The organism is Megasphaera sp. MJR8396C, assembly GCF_001546855.1.
In the GTDB taxonomy this organism is placed as follows: Bacteria; Bacillota; Negativicutes; order Veillonellales; family Megasphaeraceae; genus Megasphaera.
In genome coordinates, this window is record NZ_KQ958144.1 from 55,924 (window position 1) to 78,052 (window position 22,129).

18 protein-coding genes are annotated in these 22,129 nt (G+C 50.9%); 14 read left to right on the forward strand and 4 right to left on the reverse strand.

Annotated features, from left to right (window positions below; translation table 11 throughout):
• Positions 1–142: 142 nt before the first annotated feature.
• From HMPREF3201_RS00740 to HMPREF3201_RS00750, 3 genes are all read left to right on the forward strand, one after another.
• Positions 143–478, forward strand: coding sequence for a DUF805 domain-containing protein (locus HMPREF3201_RS00740; RefSeq protein WP_062411264.1), 336 nt, complete (start codon positions 143–145; stop codon positions 476–478).
• Between the two features lie 279 nt (positions 479–757).
• On the forward strand, positions 758–1,282 hold the full coding sequence (locus HMPREF3201_RS00745) for a DUF805 domain-containing protein (RefSeq protein ID WP_062411265.1): 525 nt from the start codon (positions 758–760) through the stop codon (positions 1,280–1,282).
• A gap of 58 nt (positions 1,283–1,340) precedes the next feature.
• Positions 1,341–2,120 (forward strand): HpcH/HpaI aldolase family protein, encoded by a 780-nt coding sequence (locus HMPREF3201_RS00750; protein WP_062411266.1) that lies wholly within the window; start codon positions 1,341–1,343, stop codon positions 2,118–2,120.
• Positions 2,121–2,250: 130 nt separating this feature from the next.
• On the opposite strand, the gene HMPREF3201_RS00755 is transcribed toward HMPREF3201_RS00750, so the two are convergent.
• The 3 genes from HMPREF3201_RS00755 to HMPREF3201_RS00765 all read right to left on the reverse strand — a co-directional run bounded on the left by HMPREF3201_RS00755 (position 2,251) and on the right by HMPREF3201_RS00765 (position 5,430).
• Positions 2,251–3,516, reverse strand: a complete 1,266-nt coding sequence (locus tag HMPREF3201_RS00755) for a zinc-binding dehydrogenase (RefSeq protein WP_062411267.1) — start codon at positions 3,514–3,516, stop codon at positions 2,251–2,253.
• 63 nt (positions 3,517–3,579) lie between these two features.
• Positions 3,580–4,011, reverse strand: coding sequence for a PTS mannitol transporter subunit IIA (locus HMPREF3201_RS11950; protein ID WP_044505116.1), 432 nt, complete (start codon positions 4,009–4,011; stop codon positions 3,580–3,582).
• A 15-nt stretch (positions 4,012–4,026) separates the two neighbouring features.
• Entirely contained in the window at positions 4,027–5,430 is a 1,404-nt protein-coding gene (locus HMPREF3201_RS00765; protein WP_062411268.1) for a PTS mannitol transporter subunit IIBC, read from the reverse strand.
• Between the two features lie 255 nt (positions 5,431–5,685).
• On the opposite strand from HMPREF3201_RS00765, the gene HMPREF3201_RS00770 reads away from it, so the two are divergent.
• Entirely contained in the window at positions 5,686–6,465 is a 780-nt protein-coding gene (locus tag HMPREF3201_RS00770; protein WP_062411269.1) for a LytR/AlgR family response regulator transcription factor, read from the forward strand.
• Here HMPREF3201_RS00770 and HMPREF3201_RS00775 read toward each other — a convergent pair.
• On the reverse strand, positions 6,460–8,565 hold the full coding sequence (locus tag HMPREF3201_RS00775; protein WP_062411270.1) for a BglG family transcription antiterminator: 2,106 nt from the start codon (positions 8,563–8,565) through the stop codon (positions 6,460–6,462). The genes HMPREF3201_RS00770 and HMPREF3201_RS00775 overlap by 6 nt on opposite strands.
• Positions 8,566–8,855: 290 nt before the next feature.
• On the opposite strand from HMPREF3201_RS00775, the gene HMPREF3201_RS00780 reads away from it, so the two are divergent.
• From HMPREF3201_RS00780 to HMPREF3201_RS00825, 10 genes are all read left to right on the forward strand, one after another.
• A complete protein-coding gene (locus HMPREF3201_RS00780) occupies positions 8,856–9,485 on the forward strand; it encodes a DUF47 domain-containing protein (protein ID WP_062411271.1) in 630 nt (209 codons plus the stop codon).
• Entirely contained in the window at positions 9,478–10,467 is a 990-nt protein-coding gene (locus tag HMPREF3201_RS00785; protein ID WP_062411272.1) for an inorganic phosphate transporter, read from the forward strand. The genes HMPREF3201_RS00780 and HMPREF3201_RS00785 overlap by 8 nt, the downstream gene beginning before the upstream one ends.
• 253 nt (positions 10,468–10,720) lie before the next feature.
• Positions 10,721–11,203 carry an RrF2 family transcriptional regulator gene (locus HMPREF3201_RS00790; RefSeq protein WP_062411273.1) on the forward strand — a complete coding sequence of 161 codons (483 nt, stop codon included), beginning with the start codon at positions 10,721–10,723 and terminating at the stop codon, positions 11,201–11,203.
• Between the two features lie 157 nt (positions 11,204–11,360).
• Positions 11,361–12,173 carry a diadenylate cyclase CdaA gene (gene cdaA, locus HMPREF3201_RS00795; RefSeq protein ID WP_062411274.1) on the forward strand — a complete coding sequence of 271 codons (813 nt, stop codon included), beginning with the start codon at positions 11,361–11,363 and terminating at the stop codon, positions 12,171–12,173.
• Position 12,174: 1 nt separating this feature from the next.
• Positions 12,175–13,080 carry a CdaR family protein gene (locus HMPREF3201_RS00800; protein ID WP_062411275.1) on the forward strand — a complete coding sequence of 302 codons (906 nt, stop codon included), beginning with the start codon at positions 12,175–12,177 and terminating at the stop codon, positions 13,078–13,080.
• Positions 13,081–13,095: 15 nt separating this feature from the next.
• On the forward strand, positions 13,096–14,700 hold the full coding sequence (locus tag HMPREF3201_RS00805; protein ID WP_062411276.1) for an NAD(P)/FAD-dependent oxidoreductase: 1,605 nt from the start codon (positions 13,096–13,098) through the stop codon (positions 14,698–14,700).
• Positions 14,701–16,056, forward strand: coding sequence for a phosphoglucosamine mutase (glmM, locus tag HMPREF3201_RS00810; protein ID WP_062411277.1), 1,356 nt, complete (start codon positions 14,701–14,703; stop codon positions 16,054–16,056).
• Between the two features lie 282 nt (positions 16,057–16,338).
• On the forward strand, positions 16,339–18,168 hold the full coding sequence (gene glmS, locus HMPREF3201_RS00815; RefSeq protein WP_062411278.1) for a glutamine--fructose-6-phosphate transaminase (isomerizing): 1,830 nt from the start codon (positions 16,339–16,341) through the stop codon (positions 18,166–18,168).
• A gap of 182 nt (positions 18,169–18,350) precedes the next feature.
• Positions 18,351–20,792: a phosphate acetyltransferase gene (gene pta / locus HMPREF3201_RS12085; RefSeq protein WP_072271976.1), complete on the forward strand. Its 2,442-nt coding sequence runs from the start codon at positions 18,351–18,353 to the stop codon at positions 20,790–20,792.
• A 138-nt stretch (positions 20,793–20,930) separates the two neighbouring features.
• A complete protein-coding gene (locus HMPREF3201_RS00825; protein WP_062411279.1) occupies positions 20,931–21,941 on the forward strand; it encodes a phosphate acyltransferase in 1,011 nt (336 codons plus the stop codon).
• Positions 21,942–22,129: the final 188 nt, after the last annotated feature.

Consider the following 22,129-nt stretch of genomic DNA (forward strand, 5'->3'; position numbering starts at 1 on the left):
AAAACTGTTTGTAAAATATATAGAGAAAAAAGACGAAATATGTTACCATCAGACGAGAGGGGCTAATAGTTCAGGCCGTATGTAAGTTATTTTGATATGGAGTATCTATCGTTTCTTGGATTTTTAATTAAAAGGAGAACTCATGATACAAAAATACTTTTCCTACACCGGACGACTTAACAGACTGCGCTATTTTTTAAGAATTCTCGTCGTTATGATTCTTGCTTCCATTTTAGGGACCTTATTGGTACAAGTTTCTGAATATCTGGCTTATATTGTATCCTTCATTGCCTCTATCAGTGCCATTATGTTGGGCATCCGTCGCTGCCATGATCTCGACCGGAGCGGTTGGTTTTATCTGTTGATGTTTATCCCCATCATCGACTTCTTCGTGGCCCTGTACTTGCTGTTTGCGGCAGGGACCCCTGGTCCGAACCAGTATGGCGCCGATCCCTTGGACAGCCAGTTTGCCGGCTGATAAAGAAACTTCCGGCATCCCAAAGTTTCTTTATGGATGGCATCTGTTTTTGTATTATCCATATCAGTACACCTCTTGCGCCGTAGCCCTGGTTGCTTGACATATGAATAAAACGTACAGAGACTGTGAAGTATCCGGCCTTTATGCGTTGTGAAGACCGTAGCCGCCTTTGTTGCTGCTACGGTTTTTTTATGTATACGTAAAGAAAAAATTGTATTTTGTTATGGTATAATTTATTATAAAAGAATAAACATAATACGTTGGAAAGAAGGCTTTTAGATGGATAAGTTTTGTTCATACTGTGGGGCTCCCTTGGCTGAAGGGGCGAAGTTTTGTGGTCATTGTGGAAAGAAAGTTGGGATGCCTTCAGGAGAAGTCGATGTTGAGCCTAACTCCGACTTCCGTGTATTTCCTAATCGGGATTATTATGATAAAAACCCAGCTAATGACTATACGATTAAGGAACAATACTTTTCCTATCACGGGCGTCTCAATCGTAAGCGGTATTTCTTTAGAAGCCTTGCGGAAATCTTTGTTTTTGTAGTTCTGGTCATCCTATCTGTGGTTATTTTCCCATTGATGATATTGGTGGTTCCCGCTGCGATTGCCATTACCGTTTCCGGTGTCATGCTGACCATTCGGCGCTTCCATGATCTTGATAAAAGCGGCTGGTTCTATCTCTTTTTATTCGTTCCCGTTGCCGATGTTATCGTCTCGCTTTACTTGGTATTTGCCAAAGGGACAGACGGTCCCAATCGCTATGGTCCCGATCCGTTGTTCGAGGCACCGCTGTTGAAGCATTAACATAACCTTTGCCTTGCGAAGGGAATCATAAGTTTTCTTAGTATAAGGAGGATTTGTTATGTCTTTAAATCGTCTGCGTGATTTGGCGGCGGCTAAAAGTGCAGCTATCGGTACTTTTGTCAGTATGGGGAATATGTCGGAAGTGGAGTGTCTCGGCTATACGGGTCTTGATTTTGTCGTCATCGATACGGAGCACGGCCCTTTTGATACGGAAACAATGATGAACCTCATCCGAGCTGCTGAATTGGTCCACCTCGTGCCCGTCGTGCGCCTGGCCAATGTCGACCATAAAGACATCCAGCGGGCGGCTGACTGCGGAGCTCAGGCCATTATTTTACCTTGTCTTCGAGAACTCGATGATTTTAAGAAAGCCGTAGCCTTGGCTAAATACGCGCCCATTGGGCAGCGAGGGTTCATCAAAGGGCGGGGAACCCATTTTGGCAACGCTCCTTGGGCGGCAACGGAGACGTTGGAAGAGTATTATGCCAACAGCAATGAACGGCTCTTAGTCATGCCACAGTGTGAAACGAAGGAAGCCTTGGAGCAAATCGAAGACATCGTTCAAATTGAAGGATTAGATGGCATCTTCATCGGTCCCTACGATCTTTCAACCTGTCTCGGTATCCCAGGCCAATTTGAGACCCCGGTTTTTAAAGAAGCCACGGATCGGATCCTGAAAGCTTGTCACGACGCCGGAAAGCTTTGCTATATCTTTACCGGTACGACCAATCAGGCCAGAGACTATATTGCTCAAGGTTACGACGGCATCGCCCACAATCTCGACTTCAATATCCTCATCGAGGCCTATAAACAAGTCGTGGCCGATATCCGAAAATAGATGGGGACGAAAAGTATTGACTAAATCGCACGGATAATATTGCATGAAAAAAGCCTTGTACCTGATGACCGGAGTCATCAGGTACAAGGCTTTTTCCTAATGTATAGAGAATTTGAGAAGGAAAGCGTAATTAGATTTCGACGTTGAAGTGTTTGAGAATCATTTTTTCAGCTTCACCGTTCCACAGGCCCTTATGGGCTTTGCAGCATTTGTCCAGTTCTAAGAAGAACGGGTCTTTTTCGCCGAGTTTAGCGAAGTCTTCGATAGCTGTCATGGGCATGTTGAACTGGGTATAAGCCAGTTTTTTGCCGCCAGGGATGTTGGGAAGATTCAAAGTCGTTTCAGCGATGCTGTCGATGCCGCCGACGTGTGTTACCATGACGGCCGGATCGATGATGCCTTTGGCTGCCAGGGTGTTGGCTTCGATGAGGTCATTGTTGTTGCCGCCTGTCGTGCCCATGATATGGGTGCTGGTGTAGTGGCAGTCGTAAAGGTTGATTTCAGCGCTGAAGTTTTTGTCCGTCGGGCCGGAGAAGAAGTTGAGGCATCCGTCAAAGGCCAAGAGGCGGTTGCCGAGTTCAGCAACGGCGCGGATCGGGGTGTAGACGAAGACGTCGTCGTAGCCGTGGCCATCGGTGAGGGCCATGAGTTCGTCATAAGCCGTGTCCATGTTGGACGTGTTGACGTAGATGAGTTCGACGCCGTTTTCGGCTGCGTATTCCGGGGATACGACTTCTTTGGCTCTGGCGATGCGGGCATCATTGATATCGGTGACGACGATGCGTTTCGGTTTGTTTTTATAGTTGATGCCGTAGCTTACTGCGCCGAGACCCATGGGGCCGCAGCCGCCGAGGATGATGATGTTGCCGCCTTCTTTGGTGCCCATAGCGTGGTCGTAGTTCTGTTTATTCGTATGGTAGTTGGCATGATAGCCGCCGATGATGCAGCTCATGGGTTCGCCCAAGGAGGCTTCGAAGAAGCTTTCTCCTTCGTAAGGCATGAGAGCGCCTAATTCCATGACTTCATGAGGGAAGATGCAGTACGTAGCGTCGCCGCCGAAGAATTCATAAGAATAGCCAGGGGAGGCCAGGCTGCCTTTGTAGTTCAAGGCCGGCTGCTGAGCAAAACGCATGCCCGGTTTGAACTGATCCTGCCATTTTTTGCCGACTTTTACGATGACACCGGCAAATTCATGACCCGTAATGATCGGGTTGGTATCGATGTTCTGGGGAGCTCGTTTGTGGTTTTTGCCCTGTTCAACGAGTTTGTATGTCGACATGCAGATGCTGTCGGTAATGATTTTCGCTAAAATTTCATCGTCTTTGATTTCCGGAAGTTCGAATTCTTCTAAACGTAAATCGCGGGTACCGTACATTCTGACTGCTTTTGTTTTCATGGTAAAATCCTCCTAAATAGGTAAGTAGATGTAGACGTTAATATTGAGTAACGAAGCAAATGATTAGGCTTCGAGGTTTGCAAAGGTATTGAAGATGTCGTCGGCCGAGCTGTGAAGCAAGTCTTCGACGTCGTCTTCATCGGAGCAGGTAATGGCGATGTTGCTCAGAATATCGAGGTGTTCATCGCCGACGCCGGCAATGCCGATGACGAGCTTTACCGTTTCGCCGCCCCAGTCGGTGCCGTCCGGGAAGGTCATGACGACCAGACCCGATTTTTTGACTTCCCCTTTGCTGGCTTCAATGCCGTGGGGAATGGCGACGGCGTTGCCGATAGCCGTATTGAATACTTCTTCTTTATCGAGCATAGCCTGGGTGTATTTTTCGCTGGTGTAGCCATCCTCAGAGAAAATCTTTCCGATTTTTTTGATGATATCTTCTTTGGGCTGAGGCGGGCAGTTCAGGATGATATTTTTCTTCTGTAAAATGGTATTCATAGAGAACGTCTCCTTCTATTTTTCATTGCGGGCAGCTGCTAATTCATCGACGAGCATGCCGTATTCGGGAGCTGCCATAAAGTTAGTAATCGTAATCAGACGGGCGTGGGGAGCGCTGGCTTTGGCTCGTTCGGCCAGGTCTTTGTGGCAAACGACGAGTTGTGCATCTGCCGGAACTTCAGAAACGGATGCGTGGCTGACGGTGATGTCGGTCAGTCCTGCTTTTTTGAATTTTTTCTGCAGGACGGCGGCGCCCATGGCACTAGAACCCATGCCGGCATCGCAGGCGAAGACGACGTTGGTGATATGTTTTAAATCGACGGATACAGGAGCCGTTGCGGCTGCATTCTTCGATTCGGCTTTCATATCCTGCATCTTCTGCTGGGCTTCTTCGAGGGATTCACCCGATTTTGCATTGGACAGTTTGATGATGGGCGATGCGATGACGAAGGAAACGACCGTTGCAATGACGATGCTTAAGATGACGGCTAAGGTCGAGCCCTTAGGCGCCATAGCCAGGTAGGAAATGAGGCTGCCGGGAGCCGGCGGGCCGGAAAGACCGAGGTCAAAGATCATGTTGTAGAACAGGGCTGCTACGCTGCCGCCGATGGTGGCTAAGAGAAGGGCCGGGTTCATGAGGATGTACGGGAAATAGATTTCGTGAATGCCGCCGAATAAGTGGATGATTAAAGCACCGGGGGCGGATTGGCGGGTCATCTTGTCTTTGGCAAATAACCAGTAGGCTAAGAGGACGCCGGCGCCGGGTCCAGGGTTAGTTTCAATCATATAGAAGATGGATTTACCCGATTCGGCTACTTGTTCAGCGCCAAGGGGAGTGAAGATGCCGTGGTTGATGGCGTTGTTGAGGAACAGGACTTTTGCCGGTTCTACGAAGAGACCGATGAGGGGGAAGATGCCGGCCTGCAAGAGGAATTGAACGCCTGCCGTCAAGAAGGCCAGGATGACGCCCATGACCGGACCGATCAGTTCAAAGCCGATGATGGCCATGATCATGCCCAGGATACCGACGGAGAAGTTATTGACGAGCATTTCAAAACCCGGTTTGATGTGGCCGTCGACAGCTTGGTCAAATTTTTTGATGACAAGGCCTGCCAGCGGACCCATGACCATGGCTCCTAAGAACATGGTGTATGTCGTACCGGTGATGACGCCGACCGTTGCGATGGCGCCCATGACGGCACCGCGAAGGCCGCCGACGATCTTGCCGCCTTGGAAGGCGATGAGTAAGGGAAGAGCGTAGGTCAGGAACGGTCCGACCATTTTAGCTAACTGTTCGTTTGGCAGCCAGCCACTGGGAATGAAGAGTGCCGTGATAAGACCCCAGGCGATGAAGGCGCCGATGTTCGGCATGACCATACTGCTGAGGAAGCGGCCGAAGGATTGTATTTGTGCTTTCATAGTAAGCCTCCAATTTTGTAACCATAAATTCCATTGACGGAGCAGGACTCGGCACTCCGGACTGCGCTGTGCTGCTCTCTTGATGGTTACAGTATACCTTCCGTACATACCGAAATCAATTAAAAGTAATTTAACTTTGTCCACATTAAAGATGACAACCGTGAAGGAATCAGTATCTATCTGGGCTGAGCGGTCTCTGCCGCCGTCCCGGGATGTGGTATAATAAGAACAAAACGAAGGAATGGAGACGATAATATGGGTTTTTCAGTCGTAATTATTGATCACGAGCCGCTCATGGCAGCCCGATTAAAAAAGTGCCTGCTTACGGTGGCCCCGGATATGACTGTCGCCGCCATTTGTTATGAAGGAGAACTGGCAGCAGCCTGCCTTGCCGAATATAAACCGGACCTCGTCTTCCTGACGATTGAAATGCCGCGCCTAAGCGGTCTTGCCATTGCCGAGGCGATTCAGCGGGGAGATGGGCCCAAACCGGATCTCGTCTTTGTGACCGGGGAACGCGATTTCGTGTCCCATACGCTGAGGCTGACGGCCCTGGACTATTTAGTCAAGCCCGTGACCGAAGGGGAAGTGGCGCAGGCTGTCCGAAAGTTCAAGGCCCTGCACATAAAAAAAGAATCTTCTCCGAGAGAAGATTCTTCTGTGGCTGATTCCAAAGAAAGCGATACCCTTTCGCTGCGGGCACGGCGGTTTTCCGTCAATGAAGGCGATAAGATCAAGCTCATTGCATCGGATGATATTCGGTTGATTTATGCGGAAAAGCGCCGGACCTTTTTAGTTACCCTCGAAGGGAAGACCTATTCCACGCATTTCAGCCTGATTCAATTTGAACAGCGCCTGCCAGAATCGGTATTCTTCCGCTGTCACCGTAACTATATCGTCAATATCGATGAGGTTCGGCAAATCGAACCCTGGTTCAATCACCAGTATGTATTGATTCTCCGCGGGCAGGAAAAGGATCCCGTCCCCGTTGGCCGCTCTTATCTCAAAAAATTACGACAGTATATTTATCTATAATCCGAGGGCCTGGGCAAAGTAGGCCTTTAAAATCCGCTGCAGCTGGCCGCGGATTTTTTCTTCATCATGGCCGTGGATGGCCTGGGCAAAAGAGGGATCACTGACCAGGGCACTACTGATGGAGCCGAGGACGTCGGTGTGGAGCTGGCTCTGTTCGTCTTGGGGCATGACCAGGAATAAAATCGTGGAAATGCCGTGAAAATAAGGGTCTGTAAACGTGCTTCCATCAGGAACGGCCGTATAGAACAGGGACTGGGTTACGGCTGTCGTGCGGCAGTGGAGCAGGGCAAAGCCTTGTTCCGGGAAAATCTGGCTGTTCAGCCGTTCACGGTTTATGATGGCGTCAAACAGTTGGGCCGAAAGTTCTTCCTCTTCCGTGGCCGCCGAAGCCAGGGTATGGACGGCTTCGGCAAAGGTCGCTTTTTCGGGCAGTGTGAACTGCTGATACTGTCGCAGGATGCCGGCGATTTCCTGTGACAGGAGCTGCGTTTTATCTAAGGTAGAAATAAAATCGTCCCCTGTCGGTTTATCGACGGCGGGTTGTTTTTTAGGGACATGAGCGTACTCTTCGATTTTGCCTTCAATACGATGGAGCTCAGACGGTGAAATCAGGGGAGATACGAAGAGGACATCGGCATCGGGCAGCGATAAGGGCAGACTGGACACGAAGAAATCCGTTTCCTTTCGAACGGCTTCGGTTACGGCATCACTGCCATAGGCCTGAAGTTGTACATTTTTAGGCAGTTTGTTCTGCAGTCTCGTCATCATCAGGCGGGCGATGCCAAAGCCGCTGGCACAGACGATGCCAATGGACACTTTTCGCGTGAAGGCTTCGTTTCCTTTGATCCTCTCTAAAGCGGCACCAAAATGAATGGTCAAGTAGCCGACTTCATCCTCCGATACCGGCGTCTGTAAGGCCAGGGACAAGACGTTGGCCGCCCGCTTGGCTTTTTGAAAGACGTCGGCGTATTCACGCTTGATATCGTCGAGGATGGGGTTGATGATGTTTAAATGGTGCTGGAGCCGGATGATGGTCGGCTGCAGATGAACGAAGAGGCCTTGGAGAAATTCGTCGTCACAGCGAAGGTCATAGGCCAGACGGGTGTCGAAGGCTTCAATCATGTCGTCGATGAGGCGTAAGAGTTCCGATTCATCGACGTTGCTGGGGAGATCCCAAAGGTCGCTGTCGTGATAGCGGATTTTTGCGCCCTTGATGTGAAGGAGGAGATAAGAAGCCTCGATGGGCGGCATGGTAAGCTGGAATTCTGCTTCCATGGCGGTCACGATCCGTCGGGCCAGATCGGCATCGTCACTATCTTCAATGACGGGGATGACCTCGTCGTCCATCTCGTCGGGCTGTCCTTTGGCAATGCGCTCGACGGCGATGGCAATGTGGATGATCAGGCCGATTTTTGCCGTATCCGTAAATTGACGGATTTTTTTTTCGTCCATTTTTTTGAGCACGTCGTAAACGCGTTCGATCGTATGGGTGTTCAGCAGTTGGTAGACGCCGGTATCGGTGATATGGGCCAAGGCCTTCGATAAGGATTCATCGGCGTTTTGTAAATCCTTGAAGGCGTCGGCGCTCGTCGTTTCACTGATGAAGCGGTGCATGGCTTCGCGATAATCTTTCTCCGTGCCGGTCAGTAAGACGCCGTAGCCTTGTTTTTTCAGGACCTTTAAATTGTTCTTCTCAAGCCAGGGAGATAAAGACTCTAAATCCGAGGCGGCCGTCGCTTCACTGACGCCGAGCAAGGTGCTGTAATAGAGCAGTTTTTTCGGCGTTCGGTCGCGTAAGAGCTCAAAGAGCAGATAGCGCCGCCGCGTATCTTTATCACTGAAGTCCATGGCGTCCGTATCCGAAAGGGCTTCTGCCAGCTCATTCTTATCCGTATCCGAGCCTTCTAGTAAGATGCCGGCCCGCTTTTGCCGGACCAGTTTCAGGTTATATGAGGACAGCGCCTTTTCAGTCCCTTCCAGTTCTCGCTGGACCGTTCGCTTGCTGATGCCGAGATCATCGGCCAGGGCCTGTTCGGAGAGATAGTCCTGCTCCTTCAATAAGCGCCGTAAAATCTGCTGCATGCGAGGTGTAAAATCCATGTGCTCACCTCCTATGGGTTCATGGTTTCTCTCAATATGCCTTCATTATAGTATAGCTTACGACCGGTATAGGGGCAATTTAAAGTAATTTAACTTTGTCCGTTTGAATGGTGACAGCATCTTTAGAATGCATAGATTGCACTTGCCTTGCTCAGAAAAAGGACTCCTTTTGTAGAATAAAGGCAGGGCATATGATATAATTTATTGTAAAGCCATGTAAAGGTTATGAAAGAATCTCGTTAATTTTGAGAAGGCTTATTTTTATCTATGCGATAAGGAGATCGATGATTATGGCATTCCACTTAAAGCCCAAGGAAGAAAAGTTTTTTTCGTTATTGGACCAGCATGCGGCACTAGGCCATGAGGCGGCTGAAATCTTGAGCCAGGCCATCAATGGGGACCTATCGAAAGAAACGGCGCTGGAAAAAATCGACGCCTTAGCCGATCAGGCTGATGCGTTGGTCATGGAGACGATGAAGCGGCTGCAAAAGACCTTCATTACCCCCATGGACCGGGAGGATATCCAGCAGATTATCGACCAGCTCGATGCGACGGTCGATAATATCAGTGAAATTATGGATAAGATGTGCATGTACCAAGTCGGAGAAGCGACGGACGGGGCCAAGGAGATGGCGACGATTGCCGCCAAGGCCATGAAAGAAATCTGCAAATCCATCGGCTACATGAAAGACCTCAAGAAAAATTATTTGAAGGTCGAAGCCAGGAGCAAGAAGGTCCTCAAACTGGAACAAGAATGCGATGATCTCTATCATGCAGAAATGGCGAATCTGTTTAAGAACTGCAAGGATCCTGTGGAAATTATCAAGTGGAAAGAAATTCTTCAATCTGTCGAAGATGTAACCGACGAGTGTGAAGATCTCGTCGTCACCTTCAGAAGGGTCGTATTGAAATATGCCTGAGCATTGGTTAATTTGGGCCATCGTCTTGTTGGCCGTTTTGTTTGATTATATTAATGGGTTTCACGATACGGCAAATGCCATCGCTACCAGCGTATCGACACGGGCCATTTCTCCGAGTCATGCGATCATGATGGCAGCCTGCCTTAATTTTGCCGGGGCTATGATCAGTACCGGCGTCGCCAAGACGATTGGCGGCGATTTAGTTTTAAATCCGTCTGAAATCAGTTTGGACGTCATCGTAGCAGCCCTCATCGGCTCGATTATCTGGAATGTTCTTACCTGGTATTACCGCATCCCGAGCAGTTCATCCCATTCCCTGATCGGCGGCGTCATCGGCGCTGTCTGTATCAGCGTCGGCCCGGCTGCCCTCGATACGGGCGGTATCGGGAAAATTATTTTATCTTTGATTCTATCCCCCGTCGTGGCCCTGGCTACGGGGTATTTTGTCATGATTGGCTTGTTGTGGGTCGTCCGTCGTTATTCGCCGTTGGCCTTGAATCGTCAATTCCGCAAGATGCAGCTCGTATCGGCCAGTTTGATGGCTTTTTCTCATGGCTCGAACGATGCCCAGAAAGCCATGGGGATCATCGCCTTGGCCCTACTTTCCGGCGGTTATATCGATACCATGGAAATCCCGGTCTGGGTAAAGATCGCCTGTGCGACGTCTATGGCGCTCGGTACGTCAGCCGGTGGCTGGCGCATCATTTCGACGATGGGGACCAAGATTTTCAAGATGGAATCGATCAACGGCTTTGCCGCTGACCTTAATTCGTCGATGGTCATCTTTATGGCAACCTTTCTCCATCTTCCGGTCAGTACGACCCATGTCGTCTCCGGTTCCATCATGGGGATCGGCTCGGCCGAACGTGTCCGTGCCGTTCACTGGGGTGTAGCCCGCAGCATGCTGGTCGCCTGGGTAGTCACCATTCCTATCAGCGCGGCCATGTCGGCGATTATTTTTGAAATCATTCAGCTCCTTTGAGGAACCGGTTGAGGCCGGCCGATAAGGGGTGAAGGTATGTTGAAAGCTCTCTTTGAGGCAGGCAGAGGAATTGTACGATCTTGTCCTGCTTTAAAGGGAGTTTTTTTTATTGATTTCTTTAGGCGGAACGTGACTGGGCGCCGGTGATTTGGCAGAAAAATATGCTGAGATCATGATGAATATGAAAACCAAAACTATACTTTTTTTGTCTTTTATTGTATAATGTGAGTGAAAGATGTAAGGGGGTAGCATTATGAGATTGAATCAAGCTACGGATTATGCATTCCGCATGGTCCTTTATTTGGCGGGGCTCCCGGAAGGCACAAAAATTACCGGCGCAGCGCTGGCGGAAAAACAGAATATACCAGAACGTTTTTTGTTAAAAATTATGCGTAGCCTCACCAAGGCCGGCATCATGAAATCCTATCGCGGTGTAGAAGGCGGCTTCGCCTTGCAGCGAGCTCCGAAGGACATCACCTTATTCGATGTCATCGAAGCCGTGGAAGGGCAGACGGAATTGCAGCGCTGTCTCAATGATATGGATTCGTGCAGCCGCGGCTGCAGCAATATGTGTTCCATTTATGCTGCCTTTGCCGACATTCAGCGCGACTTGGCGGCTCGATTGAAGTCCATCGACTTTGAAATGCTGGCTAAACAGGAAGAGGAATTCCGCTTGGTTCATCAAGGCGCGGCCAAGGAACCGGCAGCTGCCGTTCCCGGTGAAGAAACATTATAAGATTTAGCTCAATAGGAGGGCCGTCCCCCATAAGGACGGCTCAAATTTGGCTGTCAAGAGGGCGTTTACGGACAGCCCTTTTTTTTATGCCTAAAATATTGTAAAATAAAAGTACCTATTTTATTTTTTGTCTTTATATAGCCTGGAGTGAAGCCCTATGTACTTGCCTTTTCAAGGTTTCATCAGCAGTTTCCGACTGCTGGACATATTGGATATTTTACTCGTCGCCTTTGTGCTCTATAAGTTATTCATTCTGATCCGCAATACGCGGGCCGTCGCCCTCATCAAGGGGCTCTTGGTCCTGGGCGTCGTTACCGTGGTCAGTAAGGTCCTCGACCTGCACGTCATCAATTGGATGCTGCAGCAGGGGATGACGGTCATCCTCGTCGCCCTTCCCGTCGTCTTTCAGCCCGAATTACGCCGGGCTTTGGAACAGATCGGGCGGGGGCGTTTATTTCGTTCCGGCCAGGTCATCAGCATGGAAGAACTGGAACGGCTCATCGACGAAATCGTAGCGATCAGTGAGTCCTTATCAAAGACGCACACCGGGGCCCTCATCGTATTTGAACGCGAAGTCGGCCTTAACGACTATATCGACACTGGGGTTGCCATTGAAGGGCTCGTTTCACAAGAGCTCTTGGGCAATATTTTTATTCCCAATACGCCCCTTCACGACGGGGCCGTCATTATCCGTGAAAACCGTATTATGGCAGCCGGCTGCCTCCTTCCGTTGACCGCCGATCGGTCCTTGTCGACGGAATTGGGGACGCGGCACCGGGCGGCTATCGGCATCAGCGAGTTGACCGATGCCGTCATCATCGTCGTCAGTGAAGAAACGGGATCCATTTCTTATACCTACGGCGGCCACATTTATCGCCATCTTGACGGCAATGCCTTGCGCAATGTGCTGAAAACCTTCTTGACCCGGACACCTCAGGGCCTGGCGAATATCTTTAAATGGAGGCCCTAACATGAACAAGATTGATAAAAATTGGCAGCTTAAAATCATCTGCTTTCTCTTGGCTATCGTCTTGTGGTTCGTCATCATCAACGAACAAAATCCGCTCAGTGAGGGAAGTTATACCGTCCCTATTACCGTTGAAAACCTCAATTCTCAATATATTACGTCGAATGTGCCCAAGACGGTCTACGTCCGCCTTTCGGGGCCGCGCAATACGATCATCAACGTAGGGCCTTCGGATATCAAGGCCTACATCGATTTGTCCGACGTCCAGGAAGGGACGGTCGACGTGCCGATTCACGTCGAAATACCGAGCGGGACGGAGCTGAAAAAACAAAGCATGACGTCGACGAAGATAACCGTCGATGTCTACACGGTCAAAGAATTTAAACTGACGCCGCATATCGTCGGCAACTTAGATGAAAAAGACTTTATCAGTGAACTGAAAATCGTTCCGGAAAAGGTCGTCGTCAGTGGCGCTCGCCGCCTGATCCAACAGGTCAACCAGGCCGTCATCGAAGTCCCGGTCAACCAGCGCAACGGCGATTTTGCCTTGATGGCACCGATTCACTTGTACGATGCTGAAGGTTCACCCGTTGAGGGACTTGAAATGACGCCGTGGCAGAGCAATGTCAAAGTGACCATTGGCCATGATGCCATGTCTAAGAGCGTTCCCTTAAACGTCAATATAACCGGCCAGACGGCAACGAAAACATTGACGATTCAGCCGACGAGCATCCAAATCAGGGGCTCTGCCGATACGCTGCGCAATATCAGTTCCATCGATTTGCCGGACATTAACGTTGAAAATATGAAGGAAGAAAAATCGTGGAAGGTCATCATCCCGCCTGTAGACGGCATCAATATGTATCCTGATGAGGTCGAGGCCGACCTCCATATCCGAAATGGTGAGTAGAAAAGGAGAAACTTTGTGCTTAGAGTATTGAATATTCGCACGGCCGTACCGATGCAAAAGCCTTTGGAAGCGCTGATTGCCAAGAAACTCCGGTGTAGCCGCAGCGATATTTCCGGCATCTGCATCGTTCGCCGGGCTATCGACGCCCGCCGGAAACCGCGAATCTATTTTGTCTTTACCGTCGACGTGTCCTTTGTCGATGAAAAGAAGGTGTGGAAACGGTGCCGTGATAATAAGGACGTGCGCCAAATCGCAGAAACGCCGGCACCGGAAATCATTCCCGGGAGTGAAACCCTGGGCGCCCGTCCCATCGTCATCGGTACGGGCCCGTCGGGACTGGCGGCTGCTTTGGCCCTGGCCGAACATGGGTATGCACCATTGGTCTTTGAACGAGGCTGTGACGTCGATACCCGGGCGAAAGACGTGGAAACGTTTTGGCGCGGAGGGGCGTTTAAGCCGGAATCGAACGTCCAGTTTGGGGAAGGCGGTGCCGGAACTTTTTCTGACGGCAAACTGACGACGCGCATCAATCATCCCCTGCTGAGGCAGATTTTGCAGACCTTCGTCGACGCCGGCGCACCGGAAGAAATTCTGTATGCCTATAATCCCCATGTGGGAACGGACGTCTTGCGGCGAGTCGTGAAAAATTTGCGCCACATGATCGAAGCCAAGGGCGGCGAAGTCCACTTTTCAAGCTGTGTCACGGCCATTGACCGTGACGAAGCGGGCAAGGTCAAGTCGGTAACGATCAATGGACAAGATGAATATCCGGCCAGTGTCGTCGTCATGGGCGTCGGTCACAGTGCCCGCGATACGTATTACATGCTCCATGACAAAGGTGTCGTCTTGGAAAAGAAGCCCTTTGCCGTCGGCGTGCGCATTGAGCACTCGCAGGATGTCATCGACCGCGACCAATACGGCTGCCCGGCTGAAGAACTCGGCCTTGAACCGGCCGATTATGCCTTGGTCTACCACAGTCCCGACGGTCGGTCGTGCTATTCTTTCTGCATGTGCCCTGGCGGCGTCGTCGTCGGAGCCGCTTCAGAAGAAGGGCGGGTCGTCACCAACGGCATGAGTCTTTACAAGCGGGACAGCGGCATTGCCAACAGTGCCGTCGTGGTCAACGTTACGCCTGACGACATGGGCGGCGACGGGCCTTTGGCCGGTATCGAATTTCAGCGCCGCTATGAGGAACTGGCCTATAAGGTCGGCGGGAGCAACTACCATGCACCGGCTCAGACCGTCGGTTCTTTCTTGAAGCGTCCCGGTGCTGCTGCCGAAGGCGCCATCCATACCTATCGCCCCGGCGTGACCTGGGCCGATTTGCATGACGTCCTGCCGGATTTTGTTACGGCGACCCTGGCAGAGGCCCTGCCGTACTTTGGCCGGCGTCTTCACGGCTTTGACGATGACAACGTCGTCATGACCGGCGTCGAAACAAGGACCAGTGCCCCGGTGCGCATCGTCCGCGGTGACGACCGTATGGCCCTCGATACAGCCGGGCTCTATCCGGTCGGTGAAGGGGCCGGGTATGCAGGCGGCATTATGAGCGCCTATTTGGACGGCTTGGAAACGGCTGTCGAAATCATTCGTAAATATCAACCTTTGGAGGTAAAGTAAATGGCTAGATTGTTTGGAACAGATGGAGTACGAGGCGTTGCTAACGACTCGTTGACCCCGGAATTGGCATATCATTTGGGCAGAGCCGCTGCCTATATCTTTGGGCAGAATAAAGAACACCCGACCTTCCTCATCGGAAGGGATACCCGCCGTTCCGGCACCATGCTGGCCGATATCCTGGCAGCCGGCATCGCATCCGCTGGTGGTGACTGCTACATGGCAGGCGTCATTCCGACTCCGGCCATTGCCTACCTGACAAGAACGCATCATATGGATGCCGGCGTTATGATTTCGGCGTCTCATAATCCTTTCGAATACAACGGCATAAAATTTTTCGACGGCTTTGGTTATAAATTGCCGGATGAAATGGAAGATAAAATCGAAGAGTATATGCTGAAGGATGAACGGGCCGGCCTTCAGAGCCGTCCGACCGGGGCTGCTATCGGTACGATTTCCGCCTGGACCGACTTACAGCAGGAGTACGCCGATTTTATCTGCAAATCGACGGATATCGACCTGTCCGGCCTTAAGGTCGTTCATGACGGTGCTAACGGTTCGGCGTCCCTTTTAGGCCCGGAAATCCTTGAACGGCTGGGGGCAGAAGTCATTGCCATCCATAACAAGCCGAACGGCATCAACATCAATGAAAACTGCGGTTCTACCAACCTCGACAGCCTGAAGGAAACGGTCTTGAAATACGGGGCCGACATCGGCATTGCCAACGACGGTGACGCCGACCGCTGCCTGGCCGTCGACGAAAAGGGACAGGACATGGACGGCGACCAGATCATGCTCCTCTGTGCCATGAAATTAAAGGCCGAAGGCCGCCTCAAACAGGATACCGTCGTCGGTACGGTCATGAGCAACATCGGCTTCCACAAAGCCTTGAAAGAAATGGGCTGCAAGACGGAAATCACTGCTGTCGGCGACCGCTACGTCTTGGAAAAAATGAGAAAAGACGGCTATTCCCTCGGTGGGGAACAGTCGGGGCATATCATTTTCCTCGATTACAACACGACCGGTGACGGCTTGCTTACGGCTGTTCAGCTGCTGAGCATTATGAAACAGCAGAATAAACCCTTATCCGAACTGGCTGCCCTCATGACCCGTTATCCTCAAATTTTGAAAAACGTTCGCGTTCAGACGAAGTCGGGCTGGGAAGATAATAACCTCATCATGGCCGCTATTTCGGCCGGTGAAGAAGAACTGGGCGATGAAGGTCGCATTCTTGTCCGCCCGTCGGGGACAGAACCCCTCATCCGTGTCATGGCAGAAGGACCGGACCTGGTACAATTGGAACGAATCGTCGATGATATCGCCGTTGTCGTCGAACACGAAATGGGCCCTTCGAAGTAAGTATTGACAAAACCTTGCAAATATATTAAAGTGTGGGAATGGAGTTCCTTGAGCTCCATTCCCTGTTTTTATATACAGGCGTTTGGAAATCCTTAACGTAATAATGGATAGCGCTAGTACCTGAATGAGTTGATTTCAGGTAGACGAGGTAGAGAAGTATCGAATTTGTCAGCGGATGTCTCTCGGCACCTTCAGTCGTCATATGATGGAAAATTACAGTGGTAACATTGTCGATAACTTCATCATAAGAAGGAAATAACTTTATATCAGGAGGATATAACTATGTGTGGTATTGTAGGTTACATCGGAGACAGAGAAGCGGCAGACTTTTTAATGGATGGTCTGGGCAAGCTGGAGTACCGCGGTTATGACTCGGCAGGCATTGCCGTCTATCATGACGGTGCTATTGCTATTCGCAAAAAAGCGGGCCGGCTGGCAAACTTGGCGGAAGAAGTCAAGAAACATCCCGTTACCGGGACGTCCGGCATCGGTCACACCCGCTGGGCAACGCACGGCGGCCCGTCGGACATCAATGCCCATCCTCATTCGGATGAAAATGGCGATTTCGTCATCGTCCACAACGGGATCATTGAAAACTACATGGAATTGAAGGAAGACCTGCTCAAAAAAGGGTACCACTTCCGTTCGGAAACGGATACGGAAGTCATTGCTCACCTTTGCAAAGACCTTTATGACGGTGACTTTACCCGTACGGTCCGTAAGGTGCTGACCCTTTTGCGCGGTTCCTATTCCTTGGTCTTCATGTGCAAATTTGAACCGGATAAAATCATTTGCACCAAAAAGGACAATCCGTTGATCGTCGGCCTGGGAGACGGGGAAAACTATATTGCCTCGGATATTCCGGCCATCCTCAGCTACACCCGTAAGACGTACATCATGAATGACGGCGAAATTGCCATCGTCATGAAGGATAAGGTCTGGGTGACGGATCTGGAAGGCAACCCGATTTCAAAGAAGGTCTTTGAAGTAAACTGGGATGCCGAAGCGGCTGAAAAGGGCGGCTTTGAACACTTCATGCTCAAAGAAATCTATGAACAGCCGAAAGCCATCAAAGATACGATGAGCCGCCGCATTGTCGATGGCGGCAAGCACGTTTCCTTTGAAGAATTGAACTGGACGCCGGAAGATGTGAAGTCCATCGACAAGATCTTGATCACGGCTTGCGGTACGGCCTATCATGCCGGTCTCTTGGCCAAGTATTTCATTGAAAAATTGGCCCGCATTCCCGTTGAAGTCGACATCGCATCGGAATATCGTTACCGCGATCCTTTGACGGACAGCAAGACCCTGTGCATCGTCGTCAGCCAGTCCGGTGAAACGATTGACACCATGGCCGCTCTGAAAGAAGCCAAACGCCGCGGTGCCCGGTCGCTGGCCATTACCAACGTCGTCGGTTCGTCCATTTCTCGTGAAGCCGATCAGGTAGCGTATACCCTGGCTGGTCCTGAAATCGCCGTTGCTTCGACGAAGGCTTATACGACGCAGCTGGTAACCTTGCTCCTCTTGGCCCTCTACATGGGCCGCTTGAACGGCAAACTGCCGGCTGACCGAGAAGCAGAAATCCTGGCTCATCTGGAAAAACTCCCCGATCAGTGCCAGAAAATTTTCGACCAAGTCGACACGATCAAAGGCTTGTGCGATGCCTTTAAAGATAAAGAAGATGTCTTCTTCATCGGCCGCTCCATGGATTACGGTCTGGCCATGGAAGGCGCTTTGAAATTAAAAGAAATTTCCTATATTCACGCTGAATCCTATGCCGGCGGTGAATTGAAACACGGCACGCTGTCGCTCATCGAAGCCGGTGTTCCGGTCATTGCCTTGGCAACACAGATTGAAGTCAAAGGCAAGATGATCAGCAACATTAAGGAAGTTAAAGCCCGCGATGCCTTTGTCGTCGGCATTGCTCAGGACGACGATACGGAAGTCGTTCATACCGTCGATACCTTGATCAAGGTTCCGACCTCAGATGACTTTGTCGTTTCCATCCTGGCTATCGTTCCCTTGCAGCTGTTGGCTTATTATATCGCCGTCAGCCGCGGCAACGACGTCGATAAACCGCGTAACCTGGCTAAGAGCGTTACTGTAGAATAATTGGACTACGCAGTCTGTATAAAGGAGCTGCCCTTTGGGGCGGCTCTTTTTTTGTCGTGTCTTACGGCTTTTTAAACGTAGAATAGAGCCTTTCGTATTTGAAAATGGGCAGAGATCCTCTTTTTGTTCTATACTATACTTAGCCAATTGAACGTGTATTGAAAGATGTGAGGTGTTGTCCTATGTCGCGCTTTATTAATAATTTGAAACGCCGCGTTTCGAAAGAACAAAAGAAGATCGTCCTGCCAGAATCGGAAAGCCGCAGGATTCTGCAGGCTGCAGAACGGGTCCAGGCCGAAGGCTTTGCCCGGCCGATTCTGATCGGGCGGCCGCAGAACAGCGTTGAAGTCGCCTCCGAATATCAGATCGACATGGACGGTATCGAAATCATCGATCCTGAAACGTATCCCATGCTGGATACCTTCTGCCAATATTATGCCAAGCGGCGGGCTAAAAAGGGGATGACCGTCTCCGAGGCGCGAGAAGTCCTGCTGACCAATTATATTTTCTTTGCCGCCTGTCTGGTCGCCTTCGACATTGCCGACGGCATGGTCGCCGGAGCTGTTGCCACGTCATCGGAAGTCATTCGTGCGGCTCTCCAAGTCATCGGTCCTCATCCGGGCCTGTCGACGGTCAGCAGTTCCTTTATCATGATTACCGATAAGCCGCAGTTTGGCGATGACGGCATCTTCGTCATCGGTGACTGCAGTGTCGTCATCGAACCGACGCCGCAGCAGCTGGCCGATATTGCCGTCAGCTGTGTAGAACGGGCACGGCGGACGGCGCAGACCCTTGATCCGAAAGTGGCTTTTCTGTCCTATTCGACTATGGGCAGCGGCGCCGGCGACGAAGTGGAACGCGTCCGCGAAGCCGTCCGTCTCCTAAGGGACCGCAACGTCGACTTTGAATTTGATGGCGAGATGCAGGCTGATGCAGCCCTCGTACCGCGGATTGCCCGCCAGAAGGCGCCGGGGTCTCCCGTTGCCGGTCAGGCCAATGTCCTGGTATTTCCTAATCTCGTGTCCGGAAATATTTGTTATAAAGTCTTGGAACACCTGTCCGGTGCTACGGCCTTGGGACCGCTTCTTCAAGGGCTGGCGAAACCGGTTATGGACCTGTCCCGCGGCTGTACGGCCGAAGGCATTACTGATGTCATTGCCATCTGCTGCAGTGATGCCATTTATATGCAGGCTGAAAAGAAGCGGGACATGGCCTTTACCAGTCGCTTTGAACAACTCGATAGTCGGGTCGCCGTTGAAAATCGTAATATTTCGATTCAGTTTAATCCAGAAAAATGTCGGAACTGCACCCTCTGTCGTCGTCGCTGTGCCGAAGTCATGTCTATGACGGGATATTACTCTTTAGAAAGCACGGGCGATGTCCCTATCTGTGTCCACTGCGGCCAGTGTTCGCTGACCTGCATGTTCGGGGCGACGACGACCGTATCACAGCGGGCGGAGATTCAAAAAGCCATCGACGATCCGGATAAGGTCGTCGTCTTTCAAACGTCGTCGGCCGTCGGCGTTGCCCTTGGCGATGCCTTTGGACGTCCCTTTGGCGAAAATGTGGAAGGGAAGATGATTTCAGCCTTGCGCAGACTCGGTGGGAATTACGTCTTTGATACCAACTTCGGAGCCGACTTAGCCATCATGGAAGAAGCGTCGGAACTCCTATACCGTATGGACAATAAGAAAGAGCTGTTGCCGCAGTTTACGAGTGCCTGTCCGTCATGGGTTGAATTTACGGAAATCTTCTTCCCCGAACTGATTCCTCACTTGTCGACTGGTAAGAGTCCGAGCAGCATGCTCAGCCCGATGATTAAGACGTATTTTGCCAAGCGCATGCATATCGATCCTTCCAACCTGGTCATCGTTTCGGTTACGCCCTGTACGGCAAAGAAGGCGGAAATCTTTCGGCCGGAACAGAATGCTGCCGGCCGTTACTGGCAGCATCCGGACATGCGCGATACCGATTACGCCATCACGACGAGGGAATTGGCGACCTGGATCAAAGAGAAAAAAATCGACTTTGATCCGCTGGAAAATGCTGCTTACGATACGGTCTTTGGCGAATCGTCCGGCGGCGGAGACCTCTTTGGCAACAGTGGCGGATTGATGGAAGCGGCTCTCCGGACGCTCGTTTACTTGAAGACCCATAAACCGGCCGAGGAAGATTTCCTCCACTTTGAGGCCGTACGGGGCCTTGAAGGGGTGAAAGAAGCGGCCGTCACCCTGGACAACGACATCATCCGTGTCGTCGCTGTCAGCGGATTGGCCAATGCCCGTCGGTTCATCAATTTAATGGAAGAAAAGCATTCGTGGAAAAAATATGCCTTGATCGAAGTCATGGCTTGTCCCGGCGGCTGTATTGGCGGCGGCGGTCAGCCACGAACGCAGCTGCCCCTCGAAATCCCGGCTAAGCGTGCCCGCATTGAAGCACTATACCAGATGGATGCCCAAAAATCGATTCGGGCCAGCTGGGAAAATAAGGAACTGCAGACCCTGTATGCAAAGTTCTTGGGAGAACCGCTGGGCGATCTGTCCGAAGCCCTACTTCATACGCAGTACGTCAATAAGCATTACCTTTTGGGAAAAGAAGATAAGGTCCAACCCCTTATTAAATGAACGATGTTTAGACCAGCCTCTTAATGATATGACAGCCCTCGTCCATAGTGACGGGGGCTATTTTGTGCTTTCGACCTTGCTTTCTTAGGCATCTGTTCCTATAATAAAATCAATACACTTGATGCGGAAGGGATTATTATGAATCGGTATATGACGTCTTTGAAGGGGCGGGCAGCTTCAAATCCACAAAAAATCGTTCTGCCTGAGAGCGGCGACCTTCGGATACTGCAGGCGGCCGACCGGATTTTGGCCGACGGATTGGCCATTCCGGTATTGATTGGGAAAAGGCAGGACATTCAGGAATTAGCCCTTCGATACCAATTGGACTTAGAAGGGGCTGAATTGATCTATCCGAAAGACCATGCGTCTTTCGATCGCTTTGCCAAAGAATATGCGCGGATGCGGCGGGTATCGGGGATGACCATCGAAGAAAGCCGGCGCTTTTTACGGACGCCCCTTTATTTTGGTGCCTTTCTGGTCGCTTCCGGAGAAGCGGCCGGTATGGTTGCTGGATTAGAAACGCCGGCGCCGGAAGTTCTGCATGCGGCCCTGCAGATTATCGGTACCCGTAAAGGCATCGATACGGTCAGTAGTTCTTTTATCCTTCTGACCGACATGATGCAGTTTGGCCATGATGGAGTCCTGGTCGCCGGCGACGGTGACGTCATCCCGACTCCGGACGAATACCAGCTGGCAGATATCGCCTGCAGCTGTGTCGATCGGGCGCGGCGAACCCTGCAGATCGATTCGCCGAAAGTGGCCCTCTTGTCGTATTCGACGATGGGGAGTGAACGGGGCAGCGGTGCCGATACGGTGCGAAAAGCCGTCCAGATTCTAAGCGACCGCAACGTCGATTTTGAGTTTGACGGCGAAATGGAAGTCGATATCGCCCTCATTCCATCGTATGCCAAAGAGTGGGCACCACGCTCTCCCGTAGCCGGAAGGGCCGATGTCCTGGTCTTTCCCGATTTGAATACGGGGAACATCTGCTGCAAGATGCTGGAACACGTTGCCGGGGTGACCGTTTTAGGTCCGCTGCTGCAGGGACTCTCCAAACCGGTCATGGACCTGTCACGGGCGTCGACAGTAGAAACCATCGTCAACACCATAACCGTTTGCTGTTGTGATGCCTTAGATGAAATGGTATAGGCTATTTTGAAAATTAGTGTACAAAATAAGGGCAATCTGTCTTGACAATCTTCATATACCATAGTATACTTAAGAAGTTGTGAGGGAAATTCCTCTTATGCCGACTGAGACAACAGTCGATTCTTTTGAAAATTCTTCAAAAGAATGCTTGACAAGCCCTTCGTAGTTTGGTAAGATAAACAAGTCGT